This window comes from Rhodococcus sp. NPDC057529, from assembly GCF_042802055.1.
Taxonomy (GTDB): Bacteria; Actinomycetota; Actinomycetes; order Mycobacteriales; family Mycobacteriaceae; genus Rhodococcus_F.
This window is the reverse complement of sequence record NZ_JBHVEY010000005.1, coordinates 16,736-31,851: the sequence shown is the minus strand read 5'-3', so window position 1 is coordinate 31,851 and position 15,116 is coordinate 16,736. Positions and strand designations below refer to the sequence as shown.

Genomic DNA, 15,116 nt, shown 5'->3' with positions numbered 1-15,116 from the left:
TGTCGCACGGTCCGAAGCACTGGTCCCGGTTGGACCGATGCAATACACCAGTGTGCCATCACCGGCCCGGGCACCGGTTCGGTCGGCACCGGGCGGGCGTTTCTCCCGGCGTCGATCAGGGGTCTTCAGGATCGAACAGGGAGGCCTGCGGCTCGTTGACGCGGACCTCGATTCCGCCGGTCACGGCGTCCGGCGGCGGGGTCAGGCCCAGTTGCATCCACGCGGCCGCAGTGGCGACACGGCCGCGGGGTGTGCGGGCGATCATTCCGGCCCGGACGAGGAACGGCTCACACACCTCCTCGACGGTGGCGGGCTCCTCACCCACCGCGACGGCCAGGGTCGACACCCCGACCGGTCCGCCGCCGAAGCTGCGCACCAGGGCGCTGAGGACGGAGCGGTCGAGGCGGTCGAGTCCCAGCTGGTCGACGTCGTACACGGCGAGGGCCGCGTGCGCGATCTCGCGGGTGACGACGCCGTCGGCGCGGACCTCGGCGTAGTCGCGGACGCGGCGGAGCAGACGGTTCGCGATCCGGGGCGTGCCCCGCGACCGGCTCGCGATCTCGGCGCCGGCCTCCTCGCCGAGTCGCACCCCGAGGATGCCCGCCGATCGCAGGAGGATCTGCTGCAGCTCCGCCGGTTCGTAGAAGTCCATGTGGGCGGTGAACCCGAATCGGTCGCGCAGCGGCCCGGTGAGCGCACCCGACCGGGTGGTGGCCCCGACCAGGGTGAACGGCGCGACCTCCAGGGGGATGGACGTGGCGCCGGGACCCTTGCCGACCACCACGTCGACCCGGAAGTCCTCCATCGCGAGGTAGAGCATCTCTTCCGCCGGACGGGCGATGCGGTGGATCTCGTCGATGAACAGCACGTCGCCCTCGACGAGATTGCTCAGCATGGCGGCCAGGTCGCCGGCACGCTCGAGCGCCGGACCCGACGTCAGCCGCAGCGAGGAGCCCAGTTCGGCGGCGATGATCATCGCCATGCTGGTCTTCCCCAGCCCGGGCGGACCGGACAGCAGGATGTGATCCGGGGTGCCGCCGCGCATCTTCGCGCCGGTCAGGACGAGTTGCAACTGCTCCCGGACCCGCGGTTGCCCGATGAAATCGTGCAGGTTCTTCGGCCGCAGGCTGGCCTCGATGTCGCCGTCGCCGGCGACGAGACCGGCCGAGACCGGGGACTCGTCGTCGTAGTCGCCGCCGGGTTCGGAAGTCATCGGGTCTTCCCGAGCAGGGACAGGGCGGAGCGCAGCGCGGACGAGGTGGTCGACTCGGGCGCCTCGGCGAGGACGGAGTCGGTAGCCTGCTCGGCCTGCTTGGCAGGGAACCCGAGCCCGACGAGCGCCTCGACGATCTGGTCGCGGACCGATCCGCCGCCGCCCGCGCCGAGCGGCACCGCCCCGGACGTGGACGCGACCGCGTCGACCTTGTCTCGCAGTTCGACGACCATCCGCTCGGCCCCGCGCTTGCCGATGCCCGGCACCCGGGTGAGTGCCGTGACGTTGCCCTCGGCGAGCGCGGCCCGCAACGCTTCCGGTTCGAGGACGGCGAGTGTCGCCATCGCCAGGCGCGGACCGACCCCCGACACCGTCTGGAGCAGCCCGAACAACTCCTTGGACTCCGAGTCGGGGAACCCGTACAGCGTCATCGAGTCCTCGCGGACGATCATCGCCGTGACCAGCCGGGCCTCGGTTCCCCGCTGCAGCCCACCGAGCGTGGCCGGGGTCGCGTTCACGCGGTACCCCACTCCCGCGGATTCGATCACCGCATGGTCGAGGGCGATCTCGAGCACCTCGCCGCGGACGGACGCGATCATCGTGTACCTGCCTTCTTCACTTCGGCCAGTCGGGCCTGGTAGCGACGTTTCTGTTCGGCGGCCGCGGCCTCGGCGCGGGCCATGCGTTCGATCATCGGCGCTCGCCAGCAATGGCAGATCGCCAGGGCCAGCGCATCCGCGGCGTCGGCCGGTTTGGGCGCGGCCGCCAGCTTGAGGATGCGTGTCACCATTGCCGTCACCTGAGCTTTGTCTGCCGATCCGCTTCCGGTGACGGCCGCCTTGACCTCACTGGGGGTATGGAAACACACGGGGATGCCGCGGCGCGCGGCGGCGAGGGCGACGACGCCGCCGGCCTGCGCGGTACCCATCGCGGTGCGCACGTTGTGCTGGGAGAACACCCGCTCGATCGCCACGACCTCGGGCCGGTGCAGATCGATCCACGATTCGGCGGCCTCGGAGATCCGCAGCAGCCGGGACGACAATTCGAGGTCCGCCGGGGTTCGGACCACGTCGACGGCGACCGGTGTGACGGTGCGACCGTTGCCGCCGTCCACCACTCCGAATCCACACCGGGTCAGACCGGGATCCACACCCAGCACACGCACGCACAGCCACCTCTCCCACGCCGAACAGCTGTTCGATAGCTTAGCCGTGGGGTCGGACGTGCCGGCGCACCAACACGCAGAACGCGGCGGGGCGGGCGAGCACCGCTCCCCCGCCCCGCGCCGTGCGTCCGCGTGATCAATCGTCGAGTTCGGCGAGCACCTCGTCGGAGAGGTCGACGTTGGTGTAGACGTTCTGCACGTCGTCGGACTCCTCGAGCGCGTCGACGAGCTTGAACACCTTGCGGGCCCCGTCGGCGTCGACCGGGACCTCGACGGATGCACGGAAGTCGGCCTCGGCGGAGTCGTAGTCGATGCCCGCCTCCTGCAGGGCGCTGCGCACGGCCACGAGGTCGGTGGGCTCGCTCACGATCTCGAACGTCTCGCCGAGGTCGGTGACCTCTTCGGCGCCCGCGTCGAGGACCGCCATGAGCACGTCGTCCTCGGTCTGATCGCCCTTCTCCAGGGTGACGACGCCCTTGCGGGCGAACAGGTAGGACACCGAACCCGGGTCGGCCATGTTGCCGCCGTTGCGGGTCATCGCGGTCCGCACCTCGCCGGCCGCACGGTTGCGGTTGTCGGTGAGGCATTCGATGAGGACGGCGACGCCGTTGGGTCCGTAGCCCTCGTACATGATGGTCTGCCAGTCGGCGCCGCCCGCTTCTTCACCGGCACCGCGCTTGCGGGCACGCTCGATGTTGTCGTTGGGGACCGACGTCTTCTTGGCCTTCTGGATGGCGTCGTACAGGGTGGGGTTTCCCGCAGGGTCGCCACCGCCGGTACGGGCCGCCACCTCGATGTTCTTGATCAGCTTCGCGAAGGCTTTGCCACGCTTGGCATCGATCACAGCCTTCTTGTGCTTGGTGGTGGCCCATTTGGAGTGGCCGCTCATGCGATTCAAGCCCCTTTCCTGCTGCTTTTGGCACGCCGAATGCGCGGTTTCAGCTTTGACGATGTTACCCGCAGCCCGGCCGCCCCTGCGCGATCCCGGGGTAACAACTCGCACAAGTCACCATTGTTTGCATAGAATGCAAACATGTTGATGCGGGTCGACCACAGCTCCGGCACCCCACTGGGCGACCAGATCGCCGCCAATGTGCGCGGCGCGTTCCTGCGCGGCGAGATCGGCGCGGGCGACCGGCTGCCCTCCGCCCGGGCGCTGGCCGAGTCCATCGACGTCAACCTCCACACGGTGCTCCGTGCCTACGCCGTTCTGCGCGACGAGGGGCTGATCGACCTCCGCCGTGGCCGGGGCGCGGTCGTGCGCGCCGACACGGACCCGATCCGCACCGGATTGACCGAAGCCGCACGCACTTTCGTCGCCGAGGCACGACGCCTCGGACTCGACACCGAACAGATGCTCGACGTGATCAAGGAGACCACGACACAATGACGACGTCCCGCACGCGCCTCCCCGCCTGCATCGCCGGTGTCGTCGCGGCCCGGATCCGCACCGACGCCGCGCTCTGACTCCCCGCCACCGTCGACGGCGCAGCCCAGGGTGCGGCGCTCCTCAACACGCTCGTCGCGCCTCGCCCGGCGGGTCAGACCCCGCGGACGATGTCGACGAACAACTCGTGCACTCGCCGGTCCCCCGTGACCTCCGGGTGGAACGACGTCGCCACCACGGAACCCTGCCGCACGGCGACGATGCGCCCGGCGGCCGCGCCACCCGACTCGGGCACCCGGGCGAGGACCTGGACGTCGTCGCCGACGCGCTCCACCCACGGGGCCCGGATGAACACGGCCCGCATCGGGTCGCCGACGATTCCCTCGAATTCGAGGTCGGACTCGAAGGAATCGACCTGACGGCCGAATGCGTTGCGGCGCACGGTCATGTCGATGGCGCCGAGATGCTGGGCGTCGGGCCGGGTGTCGAGGATCTCGCTCGCGAGGAGGATCATCCCGGCGCAGGACCCGTAGGCGGGCAACCCGTCGCGCAGACGGGCCTTCAGCGGCTCGAGCAGCTCGAAGATCTGCAGCAGCTTGCTCATCGTCGTCGACTCACCGCCCGGGATCACCAGGCCGTCGATCTTCTCGAGCTCCTCCGGGCGACGGATGCCCACGGCGTCGGCGCCCGAATCGTTCAGTGCGGCAAGGTGTTCACGGACGTCGCCCTGCAGGGCGAGTACTCCGACGAGGGGGCGGGTCATGCCATGTTTCCTGTCTCGATGTCGCGCTGGTCCTGATCGCGCTGAATACGGGTCAACCCCTCCTGCACCACGGCGGCGACCATGGTGCCGTTCCGGTCGAACATGCGGCCCTGGGTGAGGGCGCGGCCGAAGCCGGCGGAGGGTGAGGTCTGGTCGTAGAGCAGCCACTCGTCGGCGCGGAACGGGCGCAGGAACCACATGGCGTGGTCGAGCGACGCGGTCTGGGTGATCACCCCCGGGTGCGGGACCTTCGACGCACCGAGGAGCGTCATGTCACTGAGGTAGGCGAGGGTGCAGATGTGGAAGACCTGATCGTCGGGCAGCTTGCTGCGATAGCGCATCCACACGCGTTGCTGTGCGGCGATTCCGGTAGTCTTCCTGGTGCAGTCGGCCGGAACGATACGGACGTCCCATTCCTTCCACTCCCGGTAGAGATCGGTGGCGGCAAGCTCCTCGACGGTCTGTGCGTCGACGAGTTCCTCGGGCTCGGGGACCGACGGCATCGTGTCCTGGTGCTCGATGCCCTCGTCCTGCGAGTGGAACGACGCCGACATGGTGAAGATCGCCTTGCCGTCCTGGATGCCCGTGACCCGCCGGGTGCAGAAGGACCGGCCGTCCCGGATCCGGTCGACGAGGTACACGGTGGGTTCCACCGGATTTCCGGGGCGCAGGAAGTACCCGTGCAGGGAGTGCACCTCGAATCTCTCGTCGACGGTGCGGACGGCGGAGACGAGCGATTGACCAGCGACCTGCCCGCCGAACGTCCTCTTCAGCACGGACGGATGAACCGACCCGCGGAAGATGTCCTTCTCCAGCGCTTCGAGTTCGAGAATGTCCTCGATGCTCGCCATCCGCCCTCCTTCTGTGCCTGGTCAAGGTTATCCGCCCGGTTCGGGCTCGAGGCACCATGGGTGCCATGACGATGTTCACACCGACGAGCCCGGACGGTCTCGTCGCACTCGTCGCCGAACGTTGTCTCGCGGTGGACGGCACCGCCGTCGTCGCGATCGATGCCCCCGACGCCGCGCAGCCGCTCCCCCTCGCGGACGCGATCTGCGCGTCGCTGCGCGAACGCGGCCGGCCCTGCGACGTCGTGTCCGTCCACGACTACGTCCGGCCGGCCTCCCTGCGGTTCGAGCACGGACGTGACGACGAACTCAGCTACCGCACGCTCTGGTTCGACTACGACGCACTGAACCGGGAGGTGGTGCGGTCGGTCCGCGCCGACCGCCGGTGGTTGCCGCGGCTGTGGGACGAGGCCGAGGATCGCTCCGCCCGCTGTGCCCGCGTGCCCGCGGCCGACGGGCAGGTGCTTCTCGTGACCGGCCCGATGCTGCTCGGCCGGGACCTCGACTTCGACGTCACCGTGCACCTCCACCTGGGTGAAGGTGCCCTGCTGCGCCGCACCCCGGCCGATCAACGATGGACCGTGCCCGCGTTGCTGCGCCGCGCCGCCGACGTCACGGGCGAACCCGATCTGCTGGTGCGGTACGACCATCCGCCGAAACCCGCGGTCCGGGCGGGCCGCTGAGACCGGTCACCTCGCGCGCAGGAACCGGGTCAGTCCTTCCTGCACCACGGCGGCGACCAGATTCCCCTTCCGGTCGAAGATCCGTCCCTGCGCGAGCGCCCGGCCGAAGCCGGCGGACGGCGACGTCTGGTCGTACAGCAGCCATTCGTCGGCGCGGAACGGGCGCAGGAACCACAGCGCGTGATCGAGTGAGGCACCGTCGATCTCGACACCGGGATGCGGTGTCATCGCGGAACCGATGAGCGTCATGTCGCTCATGTACGCCAGCGCGCAGACGTGGAAGACGGGGTCGTCGGGCAGCGTCCGGCGGGACCGGAACCACGCCTGCTGTTGCGCTGCCGCACCGCGGATGCGGTCGACCTCGCCGTGTCCGACGATCCGGATGTCCCAGTCGGACCACTCGCGGGCCAGCCAGGCGATCTCCGGGTCCTCGGACTCGCTGGCGAACGGCAGCGAATCCGGCGGCGGGACCACCGGCATCTCGTCCTGGTGCTCGATGCCCACGTCGTCGACCTGGAAGGACGCCGACATCGTGAAGATGGCCTGGCCGTCCTGCACGGCGCTGACCCGCCGGGTGACGAACGAGCGGCCGTCCCGGATCCGGTCCACGAGGTACACGATCGGCATCGCGGGATTGCCGGGACGGAGGAAGTAGCCGTGCAGCGAATGCACCGCGAACCGGGGTTCGACCGTGCGGACCGCCGCCACCAGTGCCTGACCCGCCACCTGCCCGCCGAACGTGCGGGGCAGGAGAGTCTCGGTCGCTATGCCCCGGAAGATGTTCTCCTCGAGGCGTTCCACTTCCAGAATCTCTTCGATCGTCGCCATCCACGGCCCTTTCCGATGCTCGTCCGCTGACACTCTCCCACGGGCCCGCGCACCGGACCGCACCGCACGGGCCCCGGTGGGGCCTCGTGCGGTGCGAGCGGAAGAGCAGTGCCGGGAGCGCCGACGCTCGATCAGTGCTCGAGCGCGGGGATCACCAGCCGCGTTCGGCGAGCCGGTGCGGGACGGGGATGTCGTCGACGTTGATGCCGACCATCGCCTCGCCCAGCCCGCGGGACACCTTCGCGAGAACGTCCGGGTCGTCGAAGAACGTGGTCGCCTTGACGATCGCCGCGGCGCGCTCGGCCGGGTTGCCCGACTTGAAGATGCCGGATCCGACGAACACACCCTCCGCGCCGAGCTGCATCATCATCGCCGCGTCCGCCGGGGTGGCGATGCCACCGGCGGTGAACATGGTGACCGGCAACTTCCCGGCCTTGGCGACCTCGACGACCAGATCGTACGGGGCCTGCAGCTCCTTGGCCGCCACGTACAGCTCGTCCTCGCTCAGCGACGTCAACCGGCGGATCTCCCCGCCGATGGTGCGCATGTGGGTGGTCGCATTGGACACGTCGCCGGTGCCGGCCTCACCCTTCGAGCGGATCATCGCCGCACCCTCGGTGATGCGGCGCAGGGCCTCACCGAGATTGGTGGCACCACAGACGAACGGAACGGTGAACTTCCACTTGTCGATGTGGTTGGCGTAGTCGGCGGGCGTCAGGACCTCCGACTCGTCGATGTAGTCGACACCGAGCGACTGCAGGATCTGGGCCTCGACGAAGTGCCCGATCCGGGCCTTGGCCATCACCGGGATCGAGACGGCGGAGATGATGCCGTCGATCATGTCCGGGTCGCTCATCCGGGACACGCCGCCCTGGGCGCGGATGTCCGCGGGCACCCGCTCGAGTGCCATCACCGCGACGGCACCGGCATCCTCGGCGATCTTCGCCTGGTCGGGGGTGACGACGTCCATGATGACCCCGCCCTTCAACATCTCGGCCATGCCGCGCTTGACGCGCGCCGTACCGGTGGTGGGGGTGGTGTCGGGGGTGCTCACAGCGAACTCCTGAGGTGTGGCGTGGATTGGTTGCGATAGCGGCATGCGTGAGCGACGACGTTCACGCTGCAGTACCCGATTCTAGGACGAACGCCAGTCCACTTCCGTAGCCAGTCCGCGATTGCTGGCTTTCTCCGGACCTGCGGGCGGCTCAGGTGATCGCGCGCACCTCGGGGTCGTCGTCGGCAACGGCGACCGCTTCGGCCTCGTCGAGGAGATCCGCGAGGTCGTGCGGGTACACGGCTTCGCCCGCCGCCGCCAGGTCCCGCACCGTGTCCGCGGTGCACCACCGGTGACCGGTGATGGTGCGGCTCTCGAGTTCGGTGAAGCCGCCGTGGTGCGGCTCGAACCCGTCGGTACGCAACGCGAAGAACAGCTCCTCGGAGCGGATGAGCTGCCCGTTCCAGGAGAAGATCGCCACCCGGCGCCACATCGGTCCGCGCAGCGACTCGGGTGATGCGGTGTGCCCGGTCTCCTCGGCGATCTCCCGGACCGCGGCCGCCCGCAAGTTCTCGCCCTTCTCGACGGCGCCGCCGATCGTGAACCAGTAGTAGATGTCGGGGACGGTGGGGTCGTGTCCCCGCAGCAGCAGCACCCGGCCGTCACCGTCGAGCAGCACCACCCGGGCGGACGTCCTGACGGAGTCGAGGGACAGGCCCTCGGTGACCGCGGCGGCGGACGAGCGTTCGGTGATCTCGAAGTACGTCGGCAGCGGGGCCGTGCCGCCGAGGTGCAGCCACCGGACGGGCCGCCGGGTGCGCAGGGCGAGGGTGTCGCGGACGGCGTCGTTGTGGAATCGGCGGGCGATCAGCACCCGCGCCTCGGCATCGGCGAGTTCCGCCACCAGCTGGGGGCGCAGGGTGTCCGGGTCCAGCGACGAGAGTGCGCTGGACAACGCGTTCTCGGCGATCTCCCGGTCGGCCCGGTCCGACCGTTCGGCCCTGGCCGCCAGCGCGGCCAGCGACCTGCCGTCGGGTGGGTCCATCGCCGCGGCCGCCGCGCGGACGACCACCGCCCGGCGGGCGAGGGCCGCGTCGAGGGCCTGCCAGGACAGGTCGGAGCGGACGTGCAGGCGGTCGAGGCGGTTCGCCGTGCCGTACGCCCACAGGCCGATCGCGAGGACGACGGCCGCGACCAGCGCGAGAACCAGGATCGTGAGGGCGGAGAGCGTCACGAGCCGACCTCCCGGACGCCGTCGCGGCCGACGGTGACCGTCTCGTAGACGCGCAGGATCTGCTCGGCCACCACCGGCCAGTCGTATTCGGTGACCACCGTGCGGCCGACGTCGGTGAGCGCGGCGCTGTGCTCCGGGTCGCCGAGCACCGAGTCGATCCCGGCGGCGAGCGCCGCCGCATCCCCCACCGGCACCAGCACGCCCGCCTGGCCGTCCCGCAGGACCCGGCGGAACGCGTCCAGTTCGCTCGCAACGACGGCCGCTCCGGCGGCCATCGCCTCCACCAGCACGATGCCGAAACTCTCACCGCCGAGGTTGGGGGCGCAGTACACGTCGGCGCTCCGCAGCGCCGACGCCTTCTCGGCGTCGTCGACCTGGCCGAGCAGACGCAGATGCCCGAAGACCGGGCCCGCCTCGCGGCGCAACTTGTCCTCGTCGCCGCGGCCGACGACCAGCACCTCGAGGTCGGGATACTTCTCCACCAGCGCGGGCAGCGCCTTCAGGAGCACGGCCATGCCCTTGCGGGGCTCGTCGTAGCGGCCGAGGAAGAGGATGGTCTTGCCGGGGCGCGGGTAGCCGGGCAGCGGTTCGGCGTTCGCGAACGCCGGGACGTCGACACCGTTGGGGATCTCGACGGCGTCGGAGCCGAGCGATTCCACCTGCCAGCGCCGCGCGAGCTCCGATACCGCGATGCGCCCGCTGATCTTCTCGAGATACGGCTGGAGTACACCCTGAAACGTGCTCAGCACCAACGACTTCGTGGTCGAGGTGTGGAACGTCGCCACGATGGGCCCCTCCGCCACCCGCATGGCGAGCATGGACAGGCTCGGCGCGTTGGGCTCGTGGATGTGCAGGACGTCGAAGTCGTTGTCCGAGATCCAGCGCCGGACCCGGGCACTCGCGGCGGGGCCGAAACTCAGCCGGGCCACCGAACCGTTGTAGGGAATGGCGAGGGCGCGTCCCGCCGACACGACGAAACCGGGCAGGTCGACGTCGTCGGACGCCGGCGCCAGGACGCTCACCTTGTGCCCGCGCTCGATCAGGACCTCCGCGAGGTCGACGACGTGGGCCTGCACTCCGCCCGGGACGTCGAACGAGTACGGGCAGACCATACCGATCTTCACGAGTTCTCCATGCGGGAGAGCCTCGCCTGCGACAGGTCGGACAGCCACAGCGGCTGAAGCATGTGCCAGTCCTCGGGATGTGCCGCGATGTTGGCCTCGAACCGGTCCGCCAGGGCCTGTGTCGCCGCGGTCACTCCCGCGGTCGTGTCGATCGGCGGGTCGATGCGGAAACCCCACCCGCCGTCGGTGAACCAGCAGTGCACCGGCAGCAGCGGCGCACCGGTGTCGATCGCCAGCTTGGCAGGACCGGCGGGCATCCGGGTCGGTTCCCCGAAGAACGTCACCGGGACCCCCTTCTTCGCCAGGTCGCGTTCACCGAGCAGGCACACGATGCCGTTGTCCCGCAGCCGCTCCGACAGTTCCACGAACGGGGGGTGCTCGCCGCCGCTGAGCGGGAAGATCTCGAAGCCGAGGCCTTCGCGGTAGTCGACGAACCGCTGGTACAGCGATTCGGGTTTCAGCCGTTCGGCGACCGTGGACAGGCCACCCCAGTGCTGGGCGCACCACACGCCGGCCATGTCCCAGTTCCCGCTGTGCGGAAGTGCGAGAATCGCGCCCGTGCCTGCTTCTTTCGCGGCGTCGAGATGCTTCTGTCCCTCGATCAGCTCGTCGAGGGCGGCGCCGGTCTTCACCAGATCCATCGACGGCAGCCGGAAGGCCTCCCGCCAGTACCGCGCGTAGGACCGCATCGACGCCCGCATCAGCGTGTCCGGCACCTCCGCGGCGGGCACACCCAGCACGCGGGCGAGATTGCGGCGCAACTGGTCCGGGCCACCGTTCCGGACGGCGAAGTCCGCTCCCTTGTCGAACAGGGTGACCGCGGCCTTCTCGGGCAGGGCACGCACCAACCGCCAGCCGGCCGCGTACCCCAGGTCGCTGAGGCGTTCGGACACGCCGCTCACTGCGCAGTCGCCTGTCCGTCTTCCGGCGTCGCGTCCGCGGGCGGCAGGGGCAGCACGTCCCGCGCCCCCGGCGACCGGCGGACCGCCAGGACGCGCTGGAACACGGTGATCACGCTGCCCACCGACAGCAACCACATCGCGACGTGCACGGCCCACGGCACTCCGAGCCCGGTGACGCCGGCGCCGACGAGCACGATGATCAGCCGATCGGGTCGTTCGATGAGCCCGCCGTCGGCGGACAGTCCGCTCGCCTCGGCGCGCGCCTTGGCGTACGAGATCACCTGCGAGGTGACGAGGCACAGCAGCGTCGCGATCAGCAGCGGCTTGCTGTTCTCGTGGTAGACGGCCCACCAGGCGAGGCCGGCGAAGATCGCGCCGTCGGCCACCCGGTCGCAGGTGGCGTCGAGGACGGCGCCGTACCGGGTCCCGCCGCCCCGCGCGCGTGCCATCGCGCCGTCCAGCATGTCGAACATCACGAACAGCCAGATGAACATCGCTCCCCAGAACAGATGTCCGCTGGGAAACAGCGTGACCGCACCCGCCACGGTCGCGACGGTGCCGATGACGGTAACGGAATCGGGGGTGAGCCCGGTCTTGACCAGGGCCTTCCCCAGCGGCGCCGTCACCTTGGACACCGATGCCCGCCCGAAGAAGCTCAGCACCTCTCCACCCCGTTCTTCACTTCCCGACAGGAACCCCGAACGCGTGAGTCAGCGACTCGCGCGTCACTCATCTATCGCGTCATTCATTCCAGGCCTTCGCCAGCAGCCCCCGGGTCTCGCGCAGCAACTGCGGCATGACCTTGACCCCGGCGAGGACCGTGATGAAGTTCGCGTCCCCGCCCCAGCGCGGAACGATGTGCTGATGCAGGTGCTCGGCGAGCGAACCACCCGCCGCCGCACCGAGATTGAGGCCGACGTTGAAACCGTCCGGCCGCGACACCCGTTTGATCACGCGCAGCGCCTGCTGCGTGAACGACATCAGCTCGGCGCTCTCCTCTTCCGTCAGGTCCTCGAGCGCCGCGACCTTGCGGTAGGGCACCACCATCAGGTGCCCCGGGTTGTACGGGTACAGGTTGAGCACCGCGTACACGTGCTCCCCGCGGGCGACGATCAGCCCGTCCTCGTCGTCCATCTTCGGGATGTCGATGAACGGCTCGTTCGGGGTGTCGCGCGACTTCGGCGTCTCGGCGATGTACGACATGCGGTGCGGCGACCAGATCCGCTGAAGGTGATCGGGCTCGCCGGGGCCGCGGTCGACGAGGCGGCCGGGGCCGCCGAGCATCTCGTCGGCGGTCACGTCGTCACCTCCGGTCATGTGCGTCACCCTTCCTGACCGGATTGCAGCAGTTCCGCCGTCGGCGACGCGTTCTCGCGGCGGCCGATCCACTCGGTGACGATGCGCACGGCGTCGTCGACGGGCACGCCGTTGACCTGGGTGCCGTCGCGGAACCGGAAGCTGACGGCGCCGGCTTCGACGTCACGCGCACCCGCCAGCAGCATGAACGGCACCTTCTGCGCCGTGTTGTTGAAGATCTTCTTCTGCATGCGGTCGTCGCTCGCGTCGACCTCGGCGCGGACACCGGCGGCCTTCAGCCGCTTCACCACGTCGAAGAGGTGATCGGCGAACGTCTCGGCCACCGGGATGCCGACCACCTGGACGGGCGCCAGCCAGGCCGGGAACGCACCCGCGTAGTGCTCGGTGAGCACACCGAAGAACCGTTCGATGGACCCGAACAGGGCCCGGTGGATCATGACGGGGCGCTGCTTGGTGCCGTCGGTGGCGGTGTATTCGAGGTCGAATCGCTCGGGCAGGTTGAAGTCGAGCTGAATGGTCGACATCTGCCAGGTGCGCCCCAGGGCGTCCTGCACCTGCACCGAGATCTTCGGACCGTAGAACGCCGCGCCGCCCGGATCGGGAACGAGGTTCAGCCCCGACGACTCCGCGACCTCGGCGAGCGTCGCCGTCGCCTCCTCCCACACGGCGTCGTCGCCGACGAACTTGTCCGGGTTCTTGGTGGAGAGCTCGAGGTAGAAGTCGTCCAGCCCGTAGTCCTTCAGCAGCCCGAGGACGAACTGCAGGGTGGTCGCCAGTTCGTCGCGCATCTGCTCGCGGGTGCAGTAGATGTGCGCGTCGTCCTGCGTCATGCCCCGCACGCGGGTCAGTCCGTGGACGACACCCGACTTCTCGTACCGGTACACCGAACCGAACTCGAAGAGCCGCAACGGCAGTTCGCGGTACGACCGTCCGCGGGAACGGAAGATCAGGTTGTGCATCGGGCAGTTCATCGGCTTGAGGTAGTAGTCCTGGCCCGGCTTGCGCACGGTGCCGTCCTCGTTCAGTTCCTCGTCGATGTGCATCGCGGGGAACATGCCGTCGCGGTACCAGTCCAGGTGACCCGACACCTCGTAGAGGTGGCCCTTGGTGATGTGGGGGGTGTTGACGAACTCGTACCCCTCCTCGACGTGGCGTTTGCGGGAGTAGTCCTCCATCTCGGTGCGGATGATCCCGCCCCGCGGATGGAACACGGGCAGTCCCGAGCCGAGCTCGTCGGGGAAGCTGAAGAGGTCGAGTTCCGACCCCAGTTTGCGGTGGTCGCGGCGCTCGGCCTCGGCGAGCAGTTCCAGGTGCTGCTCCTGCGCCTCCGCCGACTCCCACGCGGTGCCGTAGATGCGCTGGAGGTCGGCGTTGTCCTGATTGCCACGCCAGTACGCCGCCGAGCTGCGGGTGAGCTTGAACGCCGGGATGTGCTTGGTGGTGGGAATGTGGGGGCCGCGGCACAGGTCGCCCCACACCTTCTCGCCGGTCCGCGGATCCAGGTTGTCGTAGATGGTGAGCTCGTTGCCGCCCACCTCCATGATCTCCGGGTCGTCGATTCCCGACTTGTCGTCGATGAGTTCGAGCTTGAAGGGCTCGTTCGCCAGTTCGGTGCGCGCCTCCTCCAGCGAATCGACGACGCGGCGCGAGAACCGCTGCGACCCCTTGACGATCTTCTTCATCCGCTTCTCGAGATTCGCGAGATCCTCGGGGGTGAACGGGCGGTCGACGGCGAAGTCGTAGTAGAAGCCGTCCTTGATCGGCGGGCCGATGCCGAGCTTGGCGTCGGGGAATTCCTGCTGGACGGCCTGCGCGAGCACGTGCGCCGCCGAGTGGCGGATGACGCTGCGTCCGTCGTCGGTGTTCGCCGCGACCGGTTCGACCTCGACGTCGGCGTCGGGCACCCAGGACAGGTCCTTGAGCTGGCCCTCGGCGTCACGGACCACGACGACGACGTCCGGGCCCTTGCTCGGGTAGCCGGCCTCCCGAACCGCTGTACCGGCCGTCGTCCCCGCGGGCACCCGGACGAGGGCGGCTGGGGCGGCGGATGCGGGGGTGCTCACGGCGATGTTCTCCTAGGTGAGGTGTGCGGTGCAGACATGGTGAATGTGCCAGCCCATGTTATCGGCCCAGCAGTGACACCCAATCATGCGTCCGGCTAGAGCGGGCTCTCCAGCCATGGGTAGTCGAGGCCGATCCACGTCCCGACGAGACCGAACGTCCCGAGCAACCACAGCGTGGCGAGGACGACGGCACACGTCAGCACCGCGCCCAGCCCCTTCACCACCAGCGACTGCCGCGAGAACCAGTCCATGAACTTGTCGTAACGCTGCCGCGCGTAGTGCAGCAACCGATGGGCCCACGCGAACTCGGACGCGAGGATTCCGAGCCCCGCGAACACGATCAGCCAACCGGGGCCGGGATACGGGATCGCAACGATCCCGGCGGCGAGCACGAAAGCGCCGATCACCCCCACCCCGATGCGGTACGCCAGGTTGAGGCTCGGGCGCGCGGCGACGTGTGCGCGCCACCGGCGCCAGCGGCTCTCCGCTTCCTGGAACGGAGACAGGTCCGAGTCGTCGACGTCCCTGTTCTCGGGCGCGGGACCCGGTCGGGCTTCTCTGCTGGTCACCAGTCCACCCTACCGACCGCGACCTG

Annotated in this window: 17 protein-coding genes; 2 read left to right on the top strand and 15 right to left on the bottom strand. The window is 69.4% G+C overall.

Annotated features, from left to right (window positions below; all coding sequences use genetic code 11):
- Positions 1-115: 115 nt before the first annotated feature.
- The 4 genes from ruvB to ACFU5V_RS11100 all read right to left on the bottom strand — a co-directional run bounded on the left by ruvB (position 116) and on the right by ACFU5V_RS11100 (position 3,267).
- On the bottom strand, positions 116-1,213 hold the full coding sequence (gene ruvB, locus ACFU5V_RS11115; protein ID WP_378438998.1) for a Holliday junction branch migration DNA helicase RuvB: 1,098 nt from the start codon (positions 1,211-1,213) through the stop codon (positions 116-118).
- Positions 1,210-1,812, bottom strand: coding sequence for a Holliday junction branch migration protein RuvA (gene ruvA / locus ACFU5V_RS11110; RefSeq protein WP_378439000.1), 603 nt, complete (start codon positions 1,810-1,812; stop codon positions 1,210-1,212). The genes ruvB and ruvA overlap by 4 nt, the downstream gene beginning before the upstream one ends.
- The gene (ruvC, locus tag ACFU5V_RS11105; RefSeq protein ID WP_087555889.1) at positions 1,809-2,378 is read right to left on the bottom strand and encodes a crossover junction endodeoxyribonuclease RuvC; all 570 of its coding nucleotides are present in this window, start codon (positions 2,376-2,378) and stop codon (positions 1,809-1,811) included. Before ruvC ends, ruvA begins: the two co-directional genes overlap by 4 nt.
- 136 nt (positions 2,379-2,514) lie before the next feature.
- Positions 2,515-3,267 carry a YebC/PmpR family DNA-binding transcriptional regulator gene (locus ACFU5V_RS11100; RefSeq protein ID WP_072942248.1) on the bottom strand — a complete coding sequence of 251 codons (753 nt, stop codon included), beginning with the start codon at positions 3,265-3,267 and terminating at the stop codon, positions 2,515-2,517.
- A 144-nt stretch (positions 3,268-3,411) separates the two neighbouring features.
- Between ACFU5V_RS11100 and ACFU5V_RS11095 the strand changes: the two genes are divergently transcribed.
- Positions 3,412-3,768: a GntR family transcriptional regulator gene (locus ACFU5V_RS11095; protein ID WP_378699143.1), complete on the top strand. Its 357-nt coding sequence runs from the start codon at positions 3,412-3,414 to the stop codon at positions 3,766-3,768.
- A gap of 151 nt (positions 3,769-3,919) precedes the next feature.
- Here the strand turns inward: ACFU5V_RS11095 and pdxT are convergent, their stop codons facing one another.
- Together pdxT and ACFU5V_RS11085 are read right to left on the bottom strand one after the other, a co-directional pair.
- Positions 3,920-4,528 carry a pyridoxal 5'-phosphate synthase glutaminase subunit PdxT gene (gene pdxT, locus ACFU5V_RS11090; RefSeq protein WP_087555886.1) on the bottom strand — a complete coding sequence of 203 codons (609 nt, stop codon included), beginning with the start codon at positions 4,526-4,528 and terminating at the stop codon, positions 3,920-3,922.
- Complete coding sequence (locus ACFU5V_RS11085) at positions 4,525-5,379, bottom strand: acyl-CoA thioesterase (RefSeq protein WP_378699141.1); 855 nt, start codon at positions 5,377-5,379, stop codon at positions 4,525-4,527. The genes pdxT and ACFU5V_RS11085 overlap by 4 nt, the downstream gene beginning before the upstream one ends.
- 56 nt (positions 5,380-5,435) lie before the next feature.
- Between ACFU5V_RS11085 and ACFU5V_RS11080 the strand changes: the two genes are divergently transcribed.
- Positions 5,436-6,059, top strand: coding sequence for a hypothetical protein (locus ACFU5V_RS11080; protein WP_378439009.1), 624 nt, complete (start codon positions 5,436-5,438; stop codon positions 6,057-6,059).
- 6 nt (positions 6,060-6,065) lie between these two features.
- Here ACFU5V_RS11080 and ACFU5V_RS11075 read toward each other — a convergent pair whose 3' ends face one another.
- From ACFU5V_RS11075 to ACFU5V_RS11035, 9 genes are all read right to left on the bottom strand, one after another.
- Positions 6,066-6,887 (bottom strand): acyl-CoA thioesterase, encoded by an 822-nt coding sequence (locus ACFU5V_RS11075; RefSeq protein ID WP_378699139.1) that lies wholly within the window; start codon positions 6,885-6,887, stop codon positions 6,066-6,068.
- A 151-nt stretch (positions 6,888-7,038) separates the two neighbouring features.
- Positions 7,039-7,941, bottom strand: a complete 903-nt coding sequence (gene pdxS / locus ACFU5V_RS11070) for a pyridoxal 5'-phosphate synthase lyase subunit PdxS (protein ID WP_015890540.1) — start codon at positions 7,939-7,941, stop codon at positions 7,039-7,041.
- 151 nt (positions 7,942-8,092) lie between these two features.
- Complete coding sequence (locus tag ACFU5V_RS11065) at positions 8,093-9,115, bottom strand: NUDIX domain-containing protein (protein WP_378699137.1); 1,023 nt, start codon at positions 9,113-9,115, stop codon at positions 8,093-8,095.
- The gene (locus tag ACFU5V_RS11060; RefSeq protein WP_378699135.1) at positions 9,112-10,239 is read right to left on the bottom strand and encodes a glycosyltransferase family 4 protein; all 1,128 of its coding nucleotides are present in this window, start codon (positions 10,237-10,239) and stop codon (positions 9,112-9,114) included. Before ACFU5V_RS11060 ends, ACFU5V_RS11065 begins: the two co-directional genes overlap by 4 nt.
- Complete coding sequence (locus ACFU5V_RS11055; RefSeq protein WP_378699133.1) at positions 10,236-11,141, bottom strand: phosphatidylinositol mannoside acyltransferase; 906 nt, start codon at positions 11,139-11,141, stop codon at positions 10,236-10,238. Before ACFU5V_RS11055 ends, ACFU5V_RS11060 begins: the two co-directional genes overlap by 4 nt.
- The gene (gene pgsA, locus ACFU5V_RS11050; RefSeq protein WP_206005101.1) at positions 11,138-11,803 is read right to left on the bottom strand and encodes a phosphatidylinositol phosphate synthase; all 666 of its coding nucleotides are present in this window, start codon (positions 11,801-11,803) and stop codon (positions 11,138-11,140) included. Before pgsA ends, ACFU5V_RS11055 begins: the two co-directional genes overlap by 4 nt.
- A gap of 79 nt (positions 11,804-11,882) precedes the next feature.
- Positions 11,883-12,458, bottom strand: coding sequence for an HIT domain-containing protein (locus ACFU5V_RS11045; protein WP_015890535.1), 576 nt, complete (start codon positions 12,456-12,458; stop codon positions 11,883-11,885).
- A 5-nt stretch (positions 12,459-12,463) separates the two neighbouring features.
- Positions 12,464-14,521, bottom strand: coding sequence for a threonine--tRNA ligase (thrS, locus tag ACFU5V_RS11040; RefSeq protein WP_378440699.1), 2,058 nt, complete (start codon positions 14,519-14,521; stop codon positions 12,464-12,466).
- Between the two features lie 95 nt (positions 14,522-14,616).
- On the bottom strand, positions 14,617-15,090 hold the full coding sequence (locus ACFU5V_RS11035; protein ID WP_378699130.1) for a TIGR02611 family protein: 474 nt from the start codon (positions 15,088-15,090) through the stop codon (positions 14,617-14,619).
- Positions 15,091-15,116 lie beyond the last annotated feature (26 nt).

Excerpts from the sequence above, each read along its gene's own strand:
- ACFU5V_RS11080 (WP_378439009.1), top strand. The coding sequence starts at position 5,436 with ATGGGTGCCATGACGATGTTCACACCGACGAGCCCGGACGGTCTCGTC.
- ACFU5V_RS11100 (WP_072942248.1), bottom strand. The coding sequence starts at position 3,267 with ATGAGCGGCCACTCCAAATGGGCCACCACCAAGCACAAGAAGGCTGTG.
- ACFU5V_RS11085 (WP_378699141.1), bottom strand. The coding sequence starts at position 5,379 with ATGGCGAGCATCGAGGACATTCTCGAACTCGAAGCGCTGGAGAAGGAC.
- ACFU5V_RS11045 (WP_015890535.1), bottom strand. The coding sequence starts at position 12,458 with ATGACCGGAGGTGACGACGTGACCGCCGACGAGATGCTCGGCGGCCCC.
- ACFU5V_RS11095 (WP_378699143.1), top strand. The coding sequence starts at position 3,412 with ATGTTGATGCGGGTCGACCACAGCTCCGGCACCCCACTGGGCGACCAG.
- ruvA (WP_378439000.1), bottom strand. The coding sequence starts at position 1,812 with ATGATCGCGTCCGTCCGCGGCGAGGTGCTCGAGATCGCCCTCGACCAT.
- ruvB (WP_378438998.1), bottom strand. The coding sequence starts at position 1,213 with ATGACTTCCGAACCCGGCGGCGACTACGACGACGAGTCCCCGGTCTCG.
- ACFU5V_RS11075 (WP_378699139.1), bottom strand. The coding sequence starts at position 6,887 with ATGGCGACGATCGAAGAGATTCTGGAAGTGGAACGCCTCGAGGAGAAC.
- pdxT (WP_087555886.1), bottom strand. The coding sequence starts at position 4,528 with ATGACCCGCCCCCTCGTCGGAGTACTCGCCCTGCAGGGCGACGTCCGT.